A 16,856-nucleotide genomic window follows, 5' to 3' on the forward strand; every position below is an offset into this window, starting at 1 on the left:
AAGTTTGAATCCGTATCAGCAGTATAAAGAGAATGCTATTTTGACGGCAAGTCCTGAAGAGCTGGTTTTGATGCTCTATAACGGGATAATAAGATTTATTGATGAGGCAAAGACAGCGCTTCAAAAGAAAGATTATGTAGAAACAAATGCTAAAATACAGAGGGCACAGGATATTATTACAGAGTTGATGCTTACTCTTGATATGAATTATGACATTTCTAAAAATTTATACAATCTTTATGACTACATGTTAAGAAGGTTGATTGATGCGAATGTGAAGAAGGATATTGAAATTTTAGATGAAGTAAGAGGATTTGCAGTAGACTTAAGAGACACCTGGAGTTTAGCACTTCAAAAGGTGAGAGAAAAAGTCTACGCTACGAAAGGTTGATGGGATGGAAAACATTTTAAAAAAATTAATTGAGTTTACAAAGGAGAAAATAGAGAATCTGAAGCAACTCTATGACCTTACAGAGAAAATAGGTGTTGCTATAGGTTCTAACGACCTGGAAGAACTTAAAAAACTATTAGTTTCAAAGCAGCAGATAATTGAAAGGATAAATGATATAGACAAGGAATTTATACACCTTTATAATGCTTTCAAAAAAGAAAATAAGATCGAGAGCATATTTGAAATGGAAGACAATATAATTGGCGATGCCAGCAAATTAAAGGGTTTGTTCATCGATGCTAAAGCTTTGCTTGACAAAATCAAAGAAAAAGATGACAGCAACATCAAAGAGATAAATAAAGTTTTTGAAAAAGTGAGCGACAAATTAGAGGAGTTTTCCAAAAACAAAGAAGGATATGTAGAATATCTTAGATATTATACTCCCGAAAGTTACTTTATAGATAAAAAGCGTTAAAAAAAGCGGGTTAAGCAGATTTTCCCGCTTTTTTATTTTTTATTTGGAGTTGATAATAACTTAGATTTGGTTTATTATTAAAGTAATTAATTTGTGCTTAAAAGGGCGAGGAGAAGGGGGGAATGATGATGAGAGAAGAAATTGAAAAAGTTATAGAAGAAGCAAGAGATAGAGTTGTTGAGTGGAGAAGGTATTTTCATCAGTATCCAGAGCTTTCCTTTCATGAAGTAAAGACCGCTGAAAAAATTTCTGAGATTCTTTCTAGTTTTGGCAATTTAGAAATTTCAAGGCCAGTTCAGAACAGTGTTGTAGCAGATTTGAAAGGGGCGGGAGAAGGTAAGACTTTGGCTATAAGATCTGATATAGATGCTTTGCCTATCAAAGAAGAAAATGAGTTTGAATTTTCTTCAAAAAATCCGGGAGTGATGCACGCCTGTGGTCACGATGGGCATATAGAGCTGTAGTTTTAGGTACAGCTTATGTTTTATCCCGCTTGAAAGATAAGTTAAAAGGAAAAGTACGCTTTATATTCCAGCCTGCAGAAGAGGTGCCTCCGGGGGGAGCAAAGGAATTAGTAGAAAAAGGGGTGCTTGAAGGGGTTGATTACATAATAGGGCAGCACCTCTGGACTTATTTGCCTGTTGGGAAAGTAGGTATGGTCTATGGACCTATGATGGCATCGGATGACATATTTAGACTGAAGATTATAGGAAAAGGTGGACATGCTGCAATGCCTCATCAAACAGTAGATCCTATTGCTATTAGTGCTCAGGTTATTAGCAATCTTCAGTACATAGTCTCAAGGGAATTGGATCCGATTGAACCTGTGGTGATAACTGTAGGAAAGATAGCCGGTGGAACTACTGATAATGTGATTCCAAATGAAGTAGAAATGGCTGGCACTGTGAGGGTCTTAAACCCGGAGGTTAGAAAGAAGATACCTGAAGCCCTGGAGAGAATAATAAAGGGCATTGTGACAGCTCACAGGGCTTCATACGAGTTTTACTTCGAGTTTGGCTATGGCCCTGTGATAAATGATGAAAGAGTAGTTAAGATAGTGGAAGATGTGACAAAAAGTCTTTACGGAGAAGAGGCTTTAGAGAAGATAAAGCCTGTAATGGTAGGGGAAGACTTTTCAGCCTATTTAGAGAAAGTTCCAGGAGCCTTTATATTCGTAGGTGCTAAAAATGAAGAAAAGGGGATAATTTACCCTCACCATCACCCCAGGTTTAATATAGATGAAGATGCTTTAGAGATTGCTTTAAGGATTTTGGCTTACTCGGCATTTGAGCTAGTAGAAAAATTTTAAAATTTTATTGATATTTGAGGTAACAGGTGATATAATACACCTATAATATAATCGAAGAGATTATATTATAAAAACCAAAATAAAGAAGTGAGGGGACAAGTTAAATGTATCAGGACAAAGTGTTAGTTTGCAAGGACTGCGGGAGAGAATTCGTGTGGACGGCAGGGGAACAGCAATTTTATGCAGAGATGGGCTTCCAGAATGCTCCGGTAAGGTGCAAAGCCTGTAGAGAAGCACGGAAGAGGAGAAGCCATAACCACCATCAGGGTGGCAGAAGAGAGAAAAAAGCTTATGGAATCAGGTAATCCCCTCACTTTTCAAAAAGAAAGTGATGTGGATTGTAAAAAAGGCACCAAAATGGTGTCTTTTTTACATTTCAGATTATTTTCCACATTGTTAAACTAGGACTTTAGACTTATTCACAAAGTTATCCACATTATCCACAGTTCTTTGTTTCACACCTTGTTGAAAAAAATTATTGTAATTTTATTCATAAGATATTATAATTATAAAAAGTGAAATCGTCAAAAGAAATTAAGCAGTATGGAGAAATTTTCAGAAAAATTAAAAAAGGGAGAGGAGAAAGATATGAATAAAAAATCACTATTTTTAGCTTTTGCTGTAGTTTTTGCTCTGGCTTTTATGCTTTCAGGCTGTGGCAGTAAGTTTAATACGGTAGATCAAATCAAGCAAAAAGGCGTAATTGTGATGGGCACGAGTGCAGATTTTCCGCCTTTTGAATTCCACAAAGTAGAAGGAGGAAAAGACGAGATAGTAGGTTTTGATATTGATATTGCTAATGCTATAGCGAAAAAGCTGGGAGTGAAACTTGAAATAAAAGATATGGACTTTAAAGGCCTTATTCCAGCTCTTCAGGCTGGAAGAGTTGATATGGTAATTGCGGGTATGACGCCTACAGCAGAGAGAAAAAAGAGTGTAGATTTTTCAGACCTCTATTACGACAGCAGGCAAGTTGTTGTGGTAAAGAATGACAGTCCAATTTCAAAATTTGACGATTTGAAAGTCAAAACAATTGCCGTTCAAATAGGAACTACTTCGGAAGAAGCTGCTAAAAAGATTCCTAATGTAAAGTTAAAGCAGTTAAATCGAGTCAGTGATGAATTTATGGACCTTCAAAATGGCCGCTGTGATGCGATTGTCGTAGAAGACACAGTTGCTAAAGCTTATTTGAAGGAATACAAGGATATGAAAATTCTCTATATGGATGAGATAAACAATGTGGAGAATGGTTCTGCTGTAGCAGTGGCAAAGGGCAATAAGAGCCTTTTGGATGTGGTGAATGAGGTGATAAAAGAGCTCAAGCAAAGTGGAGAGTACGACAAACTTGTAGATAAGTGGTTTAAGCAGTAGTTTAAAGTGGAGAGTTTTTCTCCACTAAAATTTTGTGAAGGAGAGAAGGTAGGCTATGACAGTAGACTTTTTGAGCATGGTAAAATACACGCCACTTTTTATAAGCGGACTTATAATGACCCTTAAACTGACTTTCCTTGCAGTGACAATTGGAGTTCTGATGGGGCTTTTTATAGCTCTGATGAAGATGTCCTCAATAAAACCTATAAAGCTTGTCGCTTCAAGCTATATAGAAGTGATAAGGGGAACTCCTCTTTTAGTGCAATTACTTCTCATATACAATGGACTTATGCAGTTTGGCATGAACATTCCTGCTTTTACAGCAGGAGTTTCAGCACTGGCAATAAACAGTTCCGCATATGTGGCAGAAATTATAAGGGCAGGGATACAGGCTGTTGACCCGGGGCAAAATGAAGCAGCCCGTTCTCTTGGGATGACTCATGCAATGGCCATGAGGTATGTCATAATACCCCAGGCCATAAAAAATATCCTTCCGGCTTTGGGAAATGAATTTATTGTGATGCTCAAAGAATCGGCTATAGTTTCAGTGATAGGCTTTGCAGACCTTACGCGTCAGGCAGACATCATACAGAGTGTGACTTACAGGTATTTTGAGCCTTATATAATAATCGCTGCCATATACTTTGTAATGACTTTGACTTTTTCAAAACTTCTTTCTCTCTTCGAAAGGAGGTTGAGGGCAGGTGATATTCGTTAATGATGTGTACAAAAACTTTGGCAGTTTAGAAGTCCTAAAAGGCGTTACATTAAAAGTCAACAAAGGTGAAGTTGTAGTCATAATAGGTCCCAGCGGTTCCGGGAAAAGCACCCTTTTAAGATGCATAAATCTTCTTGAGGAGCCTACAAAAGGGGAAGTCTTTATAGATGGAGTGAAGATAAACAACGGCAAAGTAAATATAAACAAGGTAAGGCAAAAGGTGGGGATGGTTTTTCAGCATTTTAACCTTTTCCCGCACCTTACTGCGATAGAGAATATCACTCTGGCACCTGTAAAGGTAAAGAAGATGAACAAAAAAGAGGCAGAAGAGCTGGCAGTAGACCTTCTTGCAAAAGTGGGGCTTCTTGACAAAAAAGACCAATATCCCATAAAGCTTTCAGGTGGGCAGAAACAAAGGCTTGCTATTGCAAGGGCCTTAGCCATGCAGCCAGAAGTCATGCTTTTTGATGAACCAACGAGTGCCCTTGACCCTGAGATGGTGAAGGAAGTTTTAAACGTGATGAAGCAGCTTGCCAATGAAGGAATGACAATGGTAGTTGTTACGCATGAAATGGGATTTGCAAGAGAGGTCGGAGACAGAGTCATTTTTATGGACGATGGAGTGATAGTAGAAGAAGGCACGCCTGAAGAGATTTTCTACAGGGCAAAAAATGAGAGGACAAGAGAATTTTTGAGCAAAATCTTATAAAATGCACCCTGGCAAAGGGTGCAGTTTGTTGACAAAGCAAAATTTTAGCCCCTGTTTTCTTAGTACCGAAAGCAGGGGCTGTATATATCTGGATAAAATTTTCTTTAAAACTCCAAATAATGGATAAAGTTTTGAAATGTCAAAGGGCCCTTTGCCCTTCCTCCATAACCATAAGGCCATTTTCTTTAAATTCATGGCAGCAAAAACAAGCATCGCTTGCATGGACAATTTTTCCTTCCCTCTTAACGTCGTCCATCGCAAACCATGCTTCTCCTTTAAATCTGCAAATACTCTCTCTATTGTCTCTTTCCTTCTCTCATATACTTCTTTACAGTAAGGTGTATGCCTTAGGTGTTCTGCTTCTTCTACATATCCTTCCCATATGTGCCTGAATATCCTCTTTGTGTAGTCTTTACTTTGGGTACACTTTTCTCTTAGAGGACAGTTTTTACATTTTTCTGGGTTTGATTTGTATTCTCTATATCCTTCTCTGTTGGTTGTAACATATGTTAATATTTCATTCTGCGGGCATATGTAACAGTCATAGTATTCATCATAAACAAATTCATGTTTTTTCATGAAACCATCTTTTGTTTTTGGCCTTGTGTATGGTACTGCTGGTATTATTTGTCTATCAAATATTGTCTTTAATATGTACGGATTTTTATAGCCTGCATCTACTGCTATTGCTTTCGGTTTTCTTACCCTCTTTTCAACTTCTTCTAATACTTCTTGAAACATCACACTGTCGTGTACATTTGCTGCTGTTACTTTTACTCCTAATACAAATCCATTTTTATCGCAGGCTGTATGAAAAGAATATGCAAAGATTTTTTCTTTTCCGTTTTTGTTTAACATTCCGCTATCTGGGTCTGTTTTGCTTACTTTCACTTCTTTCGTCTTTATCTTCTTGATTTTCTTTAATGGCTTTTTGCCATGAGCTTCTCTATCTTTGTTTATTTCTTCTTCTAGTTTTTCTTGATAAGTCCTGGCTTCTTGTTCTACTATTTCTTTGGTGTATTTCTTCTTGTTGGCACTTGCTTTTACATGGGTTGAATCTATGAATACTTCCTCTGCATTTACTAGCCCATGTTTTATTGCTTCTTCTAAAATCTTCGTAAATATTTTCTCAAATATGTCTGTCCCTTTGAATCTTCTTATGTAGTTCTGACTAAATGTTGAAAAATGAGGTATTTCTTCTGTCAGCCCATACCCTAAAAACCATCTATACGCTACATTTGTTTTTATTTCTGCTATTGTCCTCCTCATCGATGGTATGCCAAAAAGATATTGAATGAAAAGTATTTTTATGAGTACTACTGGGTCTATGCTTGGTCTGCCGTGACCCTCGGAATATTTGTCTTTTACTAAATCGTATATGAAGCTAAAGTCTATGACTTTTTCTATCTTTCTTAAAAGGTGGTCTTGTGGTACTAATTGATCTATGCTTACAAATTCTATTTGATGTCTTGCATCCTCTTTCTTTGATAACATCTTTCTTCTCCTCTCCTCTTTTGCTTTGTACCGTTAAAAAAACAAGGAACCCTTCTCATAATAACGGGTTCCCGATATTTTGTCAACAGTCTGCACCCTGGCAAAGGGTGTTTTTTATTTCCACATATTGCAGTGTGCACGTTTTTTATGTAAAATTATAATAAATAGAGGATGAGAGGGGTTTGATGCTTATGAACATCATAGTAAGTGGTAAAAACGGGATGACCATAACAGATGGCCTAAGAAATGCCGTCGTAAAAAATGTGCAGAAACTCAGCAAATACTTCCCTCAGGATACAGAGGTAAGAGCAGTGTTAAGTGTTCAGAGAAATAACCACATAGCAGAACTCACCATACCATTTAAAGGAATTATCTTCAGGGCAGAAGAAGTAAGTGGTGACATGTACGTTTCAATCGGGGGAGCAGTGGATAAAATAGAGAGACAGATTTTAAAGCACAGGGCAAAGCTCAGGAATAGATTTGGCGCCAATGAGTCCATAAGATTTGATGTTCCTACTATTTACGATGAAGGGGAAAAGAGGGAGGAAGAGGAGACTTCCTTTGAAATAGTAAAGACAAAGAGATTTCCAATAAAACCTATGTCGCCAGAAGAAGCGATTTTGCAGATGAACCTTTTGGGCCACACATTCTTCGTATTTACAAATGCCGAAACTGACATGATAAATGTGGTTTACAAAAGGAAAGACGGAAAATACGGCTTAATAGAGCCGGTGGAAGAGGAGTAAAATTTTATAGAAGGTTGGGGATAGGCTCTATCCCCAATTTTTTTGTCAGAAAAGAAGGAATTTTGAAAAGCATATAGAATATATTTAAAATGTGTGGACAAATTTTAATAGGGTGTGAAGATAATGGGTGAAATAACAAAAGATACGGTAGCTTCGATGGAGATGTACATAAATAAAGTTCCGGGAGTGCTGTCTAGCAGGATAGTGGTAGAAAATGGTGAAATAACGGAGATCCACGTCTTAGCTGACAGCACGAGGAATGCCAAGCAGATTGCGAGAGATGTGCAATCTGTGATAATGGCCCAGTTTGGGATTGATATAGATTATAAAGTGATAAGTGTTGCCCAAATTGATGTTGGGGCAAAACCTCCTTCTGAATACAGGATTGTGTTTTCAAGCTATTCTTTTGTAAATAGTGGGCTTACAAGCGAAGCAAGGGTGATACTCACCCGCGGAGACGAAGTCTTTGAAGGATTTGCTGAAGGGCCTAACACAACAATGAACAAGTATAAAATCATTGCAAACGCTACATTGGATGCTGTGTCAAAGCTCATTCCCAAAAACCATTTATTTTTACTGGAAGATGTCGATATATTTAATATAGCGAAAAGCAGGATAGTAGTGGTGGGAGTCACCCATGTGACAAATAGCCAGGAAGAACTTTTGACAGGTTCTTCTTTAATAAGAAAAGATGAGGGGGAATCTGTCGTAAAAGCGACTCTTGATGCCATAAATAGAAGAGTTATGTCAATTATATCCCGTTAGCTTTTAAACACACCCAAACCGCTTATTACATACTTAGCGTAGCGATACCTGAAGCCTAAGGGCAGAAGAAATAAAAACAGCAAAGGGGGTTTCAGGTATGAATAAAGCCACACTCATAAAGATACTCTTGGCTTTAATGGCACTTGCATTAGCAGGAGGCGCAAATTTAACATGGCACTAAGCGGTTTGTGGTGTGCTTTTTGAAGAAAAGAGGAGGTTTAATATGTTAAACAAAAGAGTAAAAGTGTATATTTCTATAATAATTGCTTTAGGAATTTCTTTCCTTATATATTCTATGCTAAGAACTTCAAAAAATACAATTCCAGATATAATTTTATTTGGTTTTTTTGCTGCATTAGCTGAATCAATGCCAGTATACATTGCTAAAGAAATTACTGTTTCTGTGGCATTTGCTGTAGATTTAATGGCTCTACTCATTTTTGGACCTTATGGTGGTGCTTTAATTGCTTCTATGGGTACAGCATTTCAAATTGTTAAAAGTGAAGATGGTACTTTGAGGCATATATTCAACTTGCCCTACTATAAGACGTTATTTAACATAAGTGAACTGGCTTTAAGCGTGGGAATTGCAGGTTTAGTATTTGAATATACAGGAGGAGTTGCAGGCACTTACATATATCCTAAATATCTTATACCTGCAGTGATAGCTGCTTCAGTATATTATCTTCTTAATACCTCAATTATAGCAATATTATTGTCACTACTTACTAATAAATCTCTCAGTTATGTTATAATGAAAGAAATTAAATGGATGGTTCCTAATTTCCTCTTTCTAGCCTTTTTAGGTATTGTCATGACAGAGGCATTTGTGAGAATTGGTTACATAAGCTTTGTACTCCTTTTTATTCCTCTATTTATGGTTCGCTATATGTTTAAGCTTTACATAGACTTAAAACAGTCTTACTATGACACAATAAATGTGCTTATGAAGGCGCTTGATGCGAAGGACAAATACACAGCAGGTCATTCTCAGAGCGTTGAAAGAATTGCTGCCCTTCTTTCAAGGGAGCTAGGGCTTAGTGAATCTCATATTGAGAGAATTAGAATTGCAGCACTTTTACACGATATAGGAAAGATTGGAGTTAAAGAGGAGGTTTTAAATAAACCCGGGAAGCTGACTGATGAAGAGATGAACCTTATAAGAGAACACCCTGTGAAGGGATATGAGATTTTAAGTGAAGTTCCATCGTTAAAGGATGTAGCTTTGTGGGTAAGATATCATCATGAATGGTACAATGGCAGTGGATATCCAGATGGGTTAAAAGGAGAAGAAATTCCGCTTGAAGCTCAGATACTTTCTTTGGCTGATGTTTTTGATGCTTTAGTTTCAGACAGACCTTATCGAGATGCTTTTTCTCAGGAAGAGGCTTATAAGATAATTTTAGATCATGAAGGAACGCAGTTCAGTCCAAAACTCATAGATGCCTTTAAGAAAGCCTTTGAAAAGCACAGGGAGGAATTTAAGCATGATATTTGATTCACTTGGAGCTTCTCTAATTTACGGACTTTTGAGAAGGGGGAAGATAAGCGGAATAGGGGACATTGTAATAAAAAAGATGGATTTTTTTATAGCCGCTTTTATTATACAGTTGATACTGTGGAACCTGTCTGATAAATTTCCCATCATCATGGAGTACCGCGCATACATCCACTTCCTTGTGTACCTTTTGCTTTTTATAGGGCTGTGGTACAATAGAGATAGCAAATATTTCAGGATAATCGCCTTGGGAGTTTTTCTCAATTTTATAGTGATATTTGCAAATGGAGGTAGAATGCCTGTATCTATCGAAGCACTGAAAGCAGCGGGGCTTACCCATTTGATTCCACCTCTTGTAGAGGATAAAATTACTACTCATCAGGTTTTAACCTCCTCTACAAGGCTTAAATTTCTGGCAGATGTCCTTGTGCTTCCAAAGCCATATCCTCTTCCCAAGGCTTTTAGTGTAGGAGATTTGCTGATGGCTGTGGGCATTTTCTGGCTTATTACAGATGCGATGCTGGGCAGGGTGAAAAAGTATGACGGCGAAGGAGAGAAGGGAAAAAATACTTGAGATTTTAAAAGCGGCTAAAGAGCCTATTTCTGGTTCTGAGCTTGCCAAAATTTTTGGAGTTACAAGACAGATAATAGTTCAAGATATAGCCATTTTAAGAGCCAAAGGTAGCAGGATAATTTCTACTCCTCAAGGGTATATAGTAGACCTTGTGAGAGAAGGCACAAAGAAAAGGGTTTTTGCTGTAAAACACGGGTATGAGAGGACAGAAGAGGAGCTAAACTTAATAGTTGACAATGGGGGGAAAGTACTGGACGTTATTGTGGAGCATCCTTACTATGGAGAGTTAAAAGGGCTTTTAATGCTTTCCTCCAGGTACGATGTTGCAAAATTTATGGAGGTTATAAAAAAAGAAAAGGCAGCGCTTTTGTCTTCTCTTACAGGAGGAGTGCATCTTCATACTGTAGAGGCAGAAAGCGATGAAGCTCTTGACAGAATAGAAAAAGCGCTAAGAGATAGGGGTTTTTTAATAGAGGAATAAAAATTTTAATTTTATATTGACAGCTGTATATACACCTGTGTATACTGTAGTTGTGAGGATATATACAGGGAGGTATTTGATGATGAAAGCAAAAGAGATAACTATCGGAGGACTTTTGGCAGCTCTTGCCTTGGTTATTCCTCTGGCTTTTGGAGGAGTGCTAGGTATAGTAATTCCGCCTTTTTCGGCAACACTAGCTTCTCATGTGCCTGTCATGCTGGCAATGGTTGTAAGCCCTGCCACAGCGGTTTTTGTTGGATTGGTTTCTGCACTGGGCTTTTTGATTAAATTAGGTCCTGTGATTGCAGCAAGAGCAGCAGTTCACGCTGTATTCGGATATGTGGGGGCGAAAATGATACAAAGAGGGTACTCATTCCTTGTAGCTTTAGCCGCTACCCTTCCGATACACGCAGGATTAGAAGCATTAGTTGTGATGCCTTTTGGATTTGATTTTTACAAGGCATTTGTGGTGGTAGGGGTTGGAACCATGATACATCACGTTATAGATTCTGCAATTGCTCTTGCTGTGTTTTATGCTTTAAATCCGATATTGAAATTAAAAACTATACAGCATTAAAGCCCCATTCAGGGGCATTTATTTTTTTTCTTTTGTGAAAATTATGTGAAGATAGTGTAAAATATTATTTAAAAGGGCTGTTTTTTATTGTCATCCACTTCCTGTAGTGATATAATATATACTTGATTAACGATACCTTAGAAGGTGATAAAAATGTTGGGCTTAGTTGAAAAAATATTTGGCAGTTACAGTGAAAGAGAAGTAAGGAGACTGGAGCCAATTGCGGAGAAAGTTTTGTCATATGAAGACCAGATGGCAAGGCTTACTGATGCGGAGTTAAGGGCGAAGACAGATGAGTTTAAAAATAGATTGAAAAACGGTGAAACCCTTGATGATATACTTCCTGAAGCTTTTGCAGTTGTGAGAGAGGCTGCCTGGAGAACATTAAAGATGAAGCACTTCAAGGTACAGATAATAGGTGGCATTGTCCTTCACCAGGGGCGTATTGCCGAGATGAAGACTGGTGAAGGTAAGACATTGGTGGCTACTCTGCCCGCATATCTTAATGCTTTGGAAGGAAAAGGAGTTCACATTGTAACTGTCAATGACTACTTGGCTAAAAGAGATAGAGATTGGATGGGGAAGATATACGAATTTTTGGGGTTAAGTGTGGGAGTAATACTTCACGACATGGGACCTGCAGAGAGAAAGAAAGCCTATGCAGCTGATATAACCTATGGTACAAACAATGAATTTGGCTTTGACTACTTGAGAGACAACATGGTCATATACAAAGAAGATATGGTTCAAAGAGAGCTCAATTATGCCATAATAGACGAGGTAGACAGCATACTGATAGATGAAGCCAGAACTCCTCTCATAATCTCTGGAGTGGGCGAAAAATCCACAGATATGTACAAATTAGCTGACAGGTTTGTAAGGACTTTGAAAAAAGATGAAGACTATGTAGTTGATGAGAAGGCGAAGGCTGTAAGTTTAACTGAAAAAGGAGTTGCCAAGGCAGAGAAATTTTTTGGGATAAAAAATTTAGCAGATATTGAGAACATGGAGATTTCTCACCACATTCAGCAGGCATTGAAAGCTCATGCGATAATGAAGAGGGACAGAGATTATGTTGTAAAAGACGGTCAGGTCATAATAGTAGATGAATTTACAGGAAGGCTCATGTTTGGAAGAAGATATAGCGAAGGTTTGCACCAGGCTATTGAGGCTAAAGAGGGAGTAAAAGTTGAAAGGGAAAGTAAAACCCTTGCTACTATAACTTTACAAAATTATTTCAGGATGTACAAAAAATTAGCCGGTATGACAGGTACTGCTCAGACAGAAGAGCAGGAATTCAGAGACATATACGGATTGGATGTTGTAGTGATTCCCACTCACAAGCCCATGATAAGAATAGACCACCCTGATGTAATATACAAAACAGAAGAGGCAAAATTCAGAGCAGTGGTTGAAGACATTGTGGAAAGGCATAAAAAGGGTCAGCCTGTTCTTGTGGGTACTGTTTCTATTGAAAAATCTGAAAAATTAAGCGCAATGCTGAAAAAAAGAGGAATACCCCATCAGGTTTTAAATGCCAAGTACCATGAAAAGGAAGCAGAGATAATAGCGCAGGCTGGTAGAAAAGGAGCAGTCACAATTGCTACAAACATGGCAGGACGTGGTACAGATATTCTCTTAGGCGGAAATCCTGAGTTTATTGCAAAGAGAAAAATGCTGGAGGAAGGCTATTCCAAAGAGATTATAAATGAGGCGGCAGGGTACGGTCCCGTGTCCAGTGAAGAAGTGAGAAAAGCCCGCGAAAGGTATTTTGAGCTTTTGGAAGAAGCCAAGAAGGAGACGGAGAAAGAGCACGAAGAAGTCGTAAAACTTGGCGGTTTGTACGTTATAGGTACAGAAAGGCATGAAGCGAGAAGAATTGACAATCAGTTGAGAGGCCGTGCTGGCCGTCAGGGAGATCCGGGAGAATCAAGATTTTACATCTCTTTAGAAGACGACCTTATGAGGTTATTTGGTTCAGAGAGGGTAAAAAACCTGATGGACAGTTTAGGGATTGATGATGACCAGCCAATAGAGCACAAAATTCTTACAAAGCAGATTGAGCAGGCGCAGAAAAAAGTAGAAGGCATAAACTTTGACATAAGAAAGCATCTCCTCCAGTACGACGATGTTATGAACAAACAAAGAGAAATCATATACGCTCAGAGGAGAAAGGTTTTGGAAGGGGAAAACCTCAAGGATTCTATCCTTGAGATGGTAAGAAGCATAATAGAAAGATATGTAGAAATTTATACGGCAGGTAGCAAATATCCTGAAGAATGGGATATAAAGGGGCTTTTGGATCACTTATATGAGATGTTCCTTGAAAAAGACAGCGTTGTAATAGATGTGGATCTAGATAGGCTTGACAAAGAGGTTCTGACTGACATAATATATGAAGAGGCGGTAAGGCAGTACGAGAGAAAAGAAGCCGAAATTGGCCCTGAGCAGATGAGAGAAATTGAAAGAATAGTATTACTGAGGGTTGTTGATACTAAGTGGATGGACCACATAGATGAAATGGACCAATTGCGCCAGGGCATAGGATTGAGAGCTTACGGGCAGGTAGATCCTTTGATTGAGTATAAAAAGATAGCTTTTGACATGTTTGAGGATTTGATACACAGTATCCAAGAGGATACAGTCAAATTCTTATACAGGATTCAGGTGAACAAAGACAACAAGCTCAAGAGAGAGCAGGTTGCAAAGCCAGTTTCTACTAATATAAACGGCGAAGGAGATAATAAAAAACAGCCTGTAGTGAAAGAGAAGAAAGTGGGCAGAAATGACCCGTGCCCCTGTGGAAGCGGCAAGAAATACAAAAAATGCTGCGGAGCTAATGTAAAATAAAGGGAAAAGGAGAGGATGAGAATTGCTGCAGGATTACAGGGCAGAAGTTGAGCAAATGCTTCATGAGATAAAAGAAATGGGTGTTTCTCTTTGACGTGGAAGGGATAAAAAAAGAGATAGAGGATATAGAAAAGCAGATGTCAGATCCTTCTTTCTGGAGCGATTTGAAAAAATCTCAGGAACTTTCTAAAAAGCAAAAAGCGTTGAAAGAACTTCTGGAAGAATATGAATCCCTTCTTTCTCGCTGTGAAGACTTGTACACTCTAATTGAGCTAGGTTTGGAAGAAGGGGATGAATCTATCGCTGAAGAGGTGGAGAGGGAATACAAAGAGCTTAAAAAAGAGGTTGAAAATCTTAAAATACGTACTCTTTTGAGTGGGCCATATGACAAAAACAATGCTATACTCTCTATTCACGCAGGGTCAGGTGGCACTGAAGCTCAGGACTGGGCTGAAATGCTTCTTAGGATGTACACCAGATGGGCTAATGATAAGGGATTTGAAGTAGAAATACTGGATTATCTGGAAGGGGAAGAAGCCGGCATAAAGAGTGCTACTCTTCTCATAAAGGGACCCTTTGCCTATGGTTATCTGAAGGGAGAGGCAGGAGTTCACAGACTTGTCAGGATTTCTCCTTTTGATGCAGCAGGCAGGCGCCATACCTCTTTTGCTCTGGTAGAAGTTATACCTGAGCTTGAAGATGATATAGAAATTGAAATAAGGCCTGAAGATTTAAAAATTGATACGTTCAGGGCATCAGGCGCAGGGGGGCAGCATGTTAACAAGACAGAGTCTGCAGTGAGGATTACTCACCTTCCGACAGGGATAGTTGTCTCATGTCAGAATGAGAGGTCTCAGATACAGAATAGAGAGACTGCTATGAAAATGCTCAAAGCAAAGCTTTTGGATTTGATGATGAAAGAGAGAAAAGAAAAGATAGAGGACCTAAAGGGAGAGCACAGAGAGGCTGCATGGGGTAACCAGATAAGGTCTTATGTTTTTCAGCCCTATACTCTTGTAAAAGACCACAGGACAAATTATGAAGAAGGAAATGTAAATGCCGTTATGGACGGAGAGATAGATGGGTTTATAAATGCTTATTTAAAGCAAAAGAGCGCATCCTGATGGATGCCTCTTTTTTATTCTTACTAAAAAATTTTTTCTTGCCACCCCTAAAAATTTCGATTCCCTTCCGAAATAATATAGTGAAAACAAAAACAAAGGAGGGAAGGATATGAGAAGAGTTTTAGCGTTAGTTTTAGTGCTTCTTTTAGTTTTTTCAGCAGGTATTACTGTTTACGCTAAACCAAACAAAGAAAAGCATGAGCTAAAGATTGAGACAAAGACCAAGTTGCAATCAAAAGGAGAGAGCAAAGAGAACAAGCTGGAGCTTGAGGTACATACTAAATTTGAATCAAAAAAAGGCATAGAAGCTTTTAAAGGCGAGATAAAAATAAATGGGCAAAAGTTCAAATTTGATATTCCCCCTGTAATAAAAGATGGAAGAACTTTGATTCCTGTAAGAGCTGTAATGAATGGCCTCGGAGCTAAAGTGGAGTGGGACCCTGATACTAAAACTGTAACAATCACGAAAGGAGACACTGTGGTTCAGTTTGTGCTGGGTGAAAACAAAGTAATTGTAAATGGCCAAGAAATAACACTTGACGTTCCAGCAATTGAGATAAGCAACAGAACTTTTGTGCCCTTGAGATTCCTCTCAGAAATTTTTGGTGAAAAAGTAAAATACGATGAAAAGACAGGAAACATAGAAATTGAGGAAGAGACTCAGATAGAAATAGAAAATGAAGAAAATACAGTTTCTCAAGAGGTATACAACAGCACCACTGAGACAGTTTCGGGAAGTGTATATGATAACAGTGAAGAAGTAGAAAAAAATGAATAATAAAATAATATACCCCCAAAACTGGTTAAAGGGCCGTTTTGGGGGTTGTTTTATTGACAAAAAAGGGCATAAACTTTATAATTGGGTTAACAATGTAAAAGCAAACAATGGGGGACGAAGGAAATGGTAAAAAAAGGGCTCTCAAGAGATAAAAGAGGTAGAGCTGGTTTTGTTTTCGGTGCATTGGGTCCGGGCTATAAGAGTGTTATTAAGCAGCCTCTCAGAAAAATTATTACTTACGGCTTAGGTGCTGGGCTTATATGGGGAGCAGAAAAGAAATATGGTAGAAGGCTTTCTTCTAAGCTTCTGCCTTTTGTGAGGGGAAAAGGTAGAAGGTATTTGCGCTACGCAGAAGTAGCCTTGACACAACTTTACAATTACCTAGTGAATAAGAGGAAAGAGGGGGAAGGAAGTGAAAAATAGAAAAGGTCTTGTGATGATATACACTGGCGATGGGAAAGGGAAGACTACGGCTGCTTTAGGGCTCGCTTTAAGGGCGATTGGGCATGGGCAAAAAGTCTATATGATTCAGTTTATGAAAGGAAGCCCTAATTATGGGGAGATAAAAGCCTCGAAGTATCTTCCAAATTTTGAAATTGTTCAAAAGGGAAGAGATGTTTTTGTGAAGAAAAATGAACCTCTAAAAGAGGATTTGGAGCTTGCAAATGAGGGGTTAGAGCTTGCGAGAGAAATCATTTCCAGTGGAGAGTACGATTTGGTGATATTGGATGAAATAAATGTGGCGGTAGATTATGGCTTGGTAAAAGAAGAAGATGTATTGGATTTGATAGAGATTAAACCTTCTTGGGTTACGCTTGTTTTAACTGGCCGTTATGCGCATGATAGGATTTTAGAAAAGGCTGATATGATAAGCGATGTAAAAGAAGTCAGACACCACTACCAAAATGGGATTGAAGCACAAGAGGGAATAGAGTATTAATCTGGTGAGAGAATTTATAGGATTTGGAGGTCAAAACAGTTGAAATTAGTAGTAAA

18 protein-coding genes and 1 pseudogene are annotated in these 16,856 nt (G+C 38.3%); 18 read left to right on the top strand and 1 reads right to left on the bottom strand.

All coding sequences use genetic code 11. The features are described from left to right. The first annotated feature begins 4 nt into the window (after positions 1-4). The 7 genes and pseudogenes from fliS (at position 5) to TTE_RS02445 (ending at position 4,973) form a co-directional block, all read left to right on the top strand. The gene (gene fliS, locus TTE_RS02415) at positions 5-391 is read left to right on the top strand and encodes a flagellar export chaperone FliS (RefSeq protein WP_041587104.1); all 387 of its coding nucleotides are present in this window, start codon (positions 5-7) and stop codon (positions 389-391) included. Between the two features lie 4 nt (positions 392-395). Beyond that, entirely contained in the window at positions 396-866 is a 471-nt protein-coding gene (flgN, locus tag TTE_RS02420) for a flagellar export chaperone FlgN (RefSeq protein WP_011024936.1), read from the top strand. A 125-nt stretch (positions 867-991) separates the two neighbouring features. Further along, positions 992-2,175 (top strand): annotated as a pseudogene (locus TTE_RS02425) (amidohydrolase). A gap of 104 nt (positions 2,176-2,279) precedes the next feature. Continuing rightward, positions 2,280-2,480, top strand: a complete 201-nt coding sequence (locus tag TTE_RS02430; protein WP_011024937.1) for a zinc-ribbon domain-containing protein — start codon at positions 2,280-2,282, stop codon at positions 2,478-2,480. Between the two features lie 283 nt (positions 2,481-2,763). Then, positions 2,764-3,546 (top strand): basic amino acid ABC transporter substrate-binding protein, encoded by a 783-nt coding sequence (locus tag TTE_RS02435; RefSeq protein ID WP_011024938.1) that lies wholly within the window; start codon positions 2,764-2,766, stop codon positions 3,544-3,546. A 55-nt stretch (positions 3,547-3,601) separates the two neighbouring features. Next, positions 3,602-4,264: an amino acid ABC transporter permease gene (locus tag TTE_RS02440; RefSeq protein ID WP_011024939.1), complete on the top strand. Its 663-nt coding sequence runs from the start codon at positions 3,602-3,604 to the stop codon at positions 4,262-4,264. Further along, entirely contained in the window at positions 4,251-4,973 is a 723-nt protein-coding gene (locus TTE_RS02445; protein WP_011024940.1) for an amino acid ABC transporter ATP-binding protein, read from the top strand. Before TTE_RS02440 ends, TTE_RS02445 begins: the two co-directional genes overlap by 14 nt. On the opposite strand, the gene TTE_RS02450 is transcribed toward TTE_RS02445, so the two are convergent. Then, entirely contained in the window at positions 4,968-6,467 is a 1,500-nt protein-coding gene (locus TTE_RS02450; protein ID WP_011024941.1) for an IS1182-like element ISTte1 family transposase, read from the bottom strand. The two genes, TTE_RS02445 and TTE_RS02450, sit on opposite strands and share 6 nt — an antisense overlap. A gap of 191 nt (positions 6,468-6,658) precedes the next feature. On the opposite strand from TTE_RS02450, the gene hpf reads away from it, so the two are divergent. The 11 genes from hpf (at position 6,659) to cobO (ending at position 16,800) form a co-directional block, all read left to right on the top strand. Further along, positions 6,659-7,213 (top strand): ribosome hibernation-promoting factor, HPF/YfiA family, encoded by a 555-nt coding sequence (gene hpf, locus TTE_RS02455; protein ID WP_011024942.1) that lies wholly within the window; start codon positions 6,659-6,661, stop codon positions 7,211-7,213. Between the two features lie 123 nt (positions 7,214-7,336). Next, entirely contained in the window at positions 7,337-7,978 is a 642-nt protein-coding gene (locus tag TTE_RS02460; protein ID WP_011024943.1) for a hypothetical protein, read from the top strand. Positions 7,979-8,201: 223 nt separating this feature from the next. After that, on the top strand, positions 8,202-9,476 hold the full coding sequence (locus TTE_RS02465) for an HD-GYP domain-containing protein (protein WP_011024944.1): 1,275 nt from the start codon (positions 8,202-8,204) through the stop codon (positions 9,474-9,476). Beyond that, positions 9,466-10,050, top strand: coding sequence for a DUF5317 domain-containing protein (locus TTE_RS02470; protein ID WP_011024945.1), 585 nt, complete (start codon positions 9,466-9,468; stop codon positions 10,048-10,050). Before TTE_RS02465 ends, TTE_RS02470 begins: the two co-directional genes overlap by 11 nt. Beyond that, positions 10,016-10,531 carry a transcription repressor NadR gene (locus tag TTE_RS02475; RefSeq protein ID WP_011024946.1) on the top strand — a complete coding sequence of 172 codons (516 nt, stop codon included), beginning with the start codon at positions 10,016-10,018 and terminating at the stop codon, positions 10,529-10,531. The genes TTE_RS02470 and TTE_RS02475 overlap by 35 nt, the downstream gene beginning before the upstream one ends. An 82-nt stretch (positions 10,532-10,613) precedes the next feature. Next, complete coding sequence (locus tag TTE_RS02480; protein WP_041587275.1) at positions 10,614-11,108, top strand: hypothetical protein; 495 nt, start codon at positions 10,614-10,616, stop codon at positions 11,106-11,108. 153 nt (positions 11,109-11,261) lie between these two features. Next, on the top strand, positions 11,262-13,958 hold the full coding sequence (secA, locus tag TTE_RS02485) for a preprotein translocase subunit SecA (protein WP_031314145.1): 2,697 nt from the start codon (positions 11,262-11,264) through the stop codon (positions 13,956-13,958). Positions 13,959-13,980: 22 nt separating this feature from the next. Then, positions 13,981-15,082, top strand: a protein-coding gene (gene prfB, locus TTE_RS02490) for a peptide chain release factor 2 (protein WP_102008940.1) whose coding sequence is annotated in 2 segments (ribosomal slippage) — positions 13,981-14,049 and positions 14,051-15,082 — 1,101 coding nt in all. Because the reading frame shifts where the segments join, the coding sequence is not laid out codon by codon here. Positions 15,083-15,191: 109 nt separating this feature from the next. Further along, positions 15,192-15,860: a copper amine oxidase N-terminal domain-containing protein gene (locus TTE_RS02495; RefSeq protein WP_011024950.1), complete on the top strand. Its 669-nt coding sequence runs from the start codon at positions 15,192-15,194 to the stop codon at positions 15,858-15,860. A 123-nt stretch (positions 15,861-15,983) separates the two neighbouring features. Continuing rightward, complete coding sequence (locus tag TTE_RS02500) at positions 15,984-16,283, top strand: hypothetical protein (protein ID WP_011024951.1); 300 nt, start codon at positions 15,984-15,986, stop codon at positions 16,281-16,283. Continuing rightward, the gene (gene cobO / locus TTE_RS02505; protein ID WP_011024952.1) at positions 16,273-16,800 is read left to right on the top strand and encodes a cob(I)yrinic acid a,c-diamide adenosyltransferase; all 528 of its coding nucleotides are present in this window, start codon (positions 16,273-16,275) and stop codon (positions 16,798-16,800) included. The genes TTE_RS02500 and cobO overlap by 11 nt, the downstream gene beginning before the upstream one ends. The last annotated feature ends 56 nt before the right edge of the window (positions 16,801-16,856 follow it).

The sequence above is a fragment of the Caldanaerobacter subterraneus subsp. tengcongensis MB4 genome, from assembly GCF_000007085.1.
In the GTDB taxonomy this organism is placed as follows: Bacteria; Bacillota; Thermoanaerobacteria; order Thermoanaerobacterales; family Thermoanaerobacteraceae; genus Thermoanaerobacter; species Thermoanaerobacter subterraneus.

Bases quoted from the DNA above. Each gene is read 5' to 3' on its own strand.
- flgN (WP_011024936.1), top strand. From the start codon at position 396: ATGGAAAACATTTTAAAAAAATTAATTGAGTTTACAAAGGAGAAAATA.
- TTE_RS02430 (WP_011024937.1), top strand. From the start codon at position 2,280: ATGTATCAGGACAAAGTGTTAGTTTGCAAGGACTGCGGGAGAGAATTC.
- TTE_RS02435 (WP_011024938.1), top strand. From the start codon at position 2,764: ATGAATAAAAAATCACTATTTTTAGCTTTTGCTGTAGTTTTTGCTCTG.
- TTE_RS02440 (WP_011024939.1), top strand. From the start codon at position 3,602: ATGACAGTAGACTTTTTGAGCATGGTAAAATACACGCCACTTTTTATA.
- TTE_RS02450 (WP_011024941.1), bottom strand. From the start codon at position 6,467: ATGTTATCAAAGAAAGAGGATGCAAGACATCAAATAGAATTTGTAAGC.
- hpf (WP_011024942.1), top strand. From the start codon at position 6,659: ATGAACATCATAGTAAGTGGTAAAAACGGGATGACCATAACAGATGGC.
- TTE_RS02460 (WP_011024943.1), top strand. From the start codon at position 7,337: ATGGGTGAAATAACAAAAGATACGGTAGCTTCGATGGAGATGTACATA.
- TTE_RS02465 (WP_011024944.1), top strand. From the start codon at position 8,202: ATGTTAAACAAAAGAGTAAAAGTGTATATTTCTATAATAATTGCTTTA.
- TTE_RS02470 (WP_011024945.1), top strand. From the start codon at position 9,466: ATGATATTTGATTCACTTGGAGCTTCTCTAATTTACGGACTTTTGAGA.
- TTE_RS02475 (WP_011024946.1), top strand. From the start codon at position 10,016: ATGACGGCGAAGGAGAGAAGGGAAAAAATACTTGAGATTTTAAAAGCG.
- TTE_RS02480 (WP_041587275.1), top strand. From the start codon at position 10,614: ATGAAAGCAAAAGAGATAACTATCGGAGGACTTTTGGCAGCTCTTGCC.
- secA (WP_031314145.1), top strand. From the start codon at position 11,262: ATGTTGGGCTTAGTTGAAAAAATATTTGGCAGTTACAGTGAAAGAGAA.
- TTE_RS02495 (WP_011024950.1), top strand. From the start codon at position 15,192: ATGAGAAGAGTTTTAGCGTTAGTTTTAGTGCTTCTTTTAGTTTTTTCA.
- TTE_RS02500 (WP_011024951.1), top strand. From the start codon at position 15,984: ATGGTAAAAAAAGGGCTCTCAAGAGATAAAAGAGGTAGAGCTGGTTTT.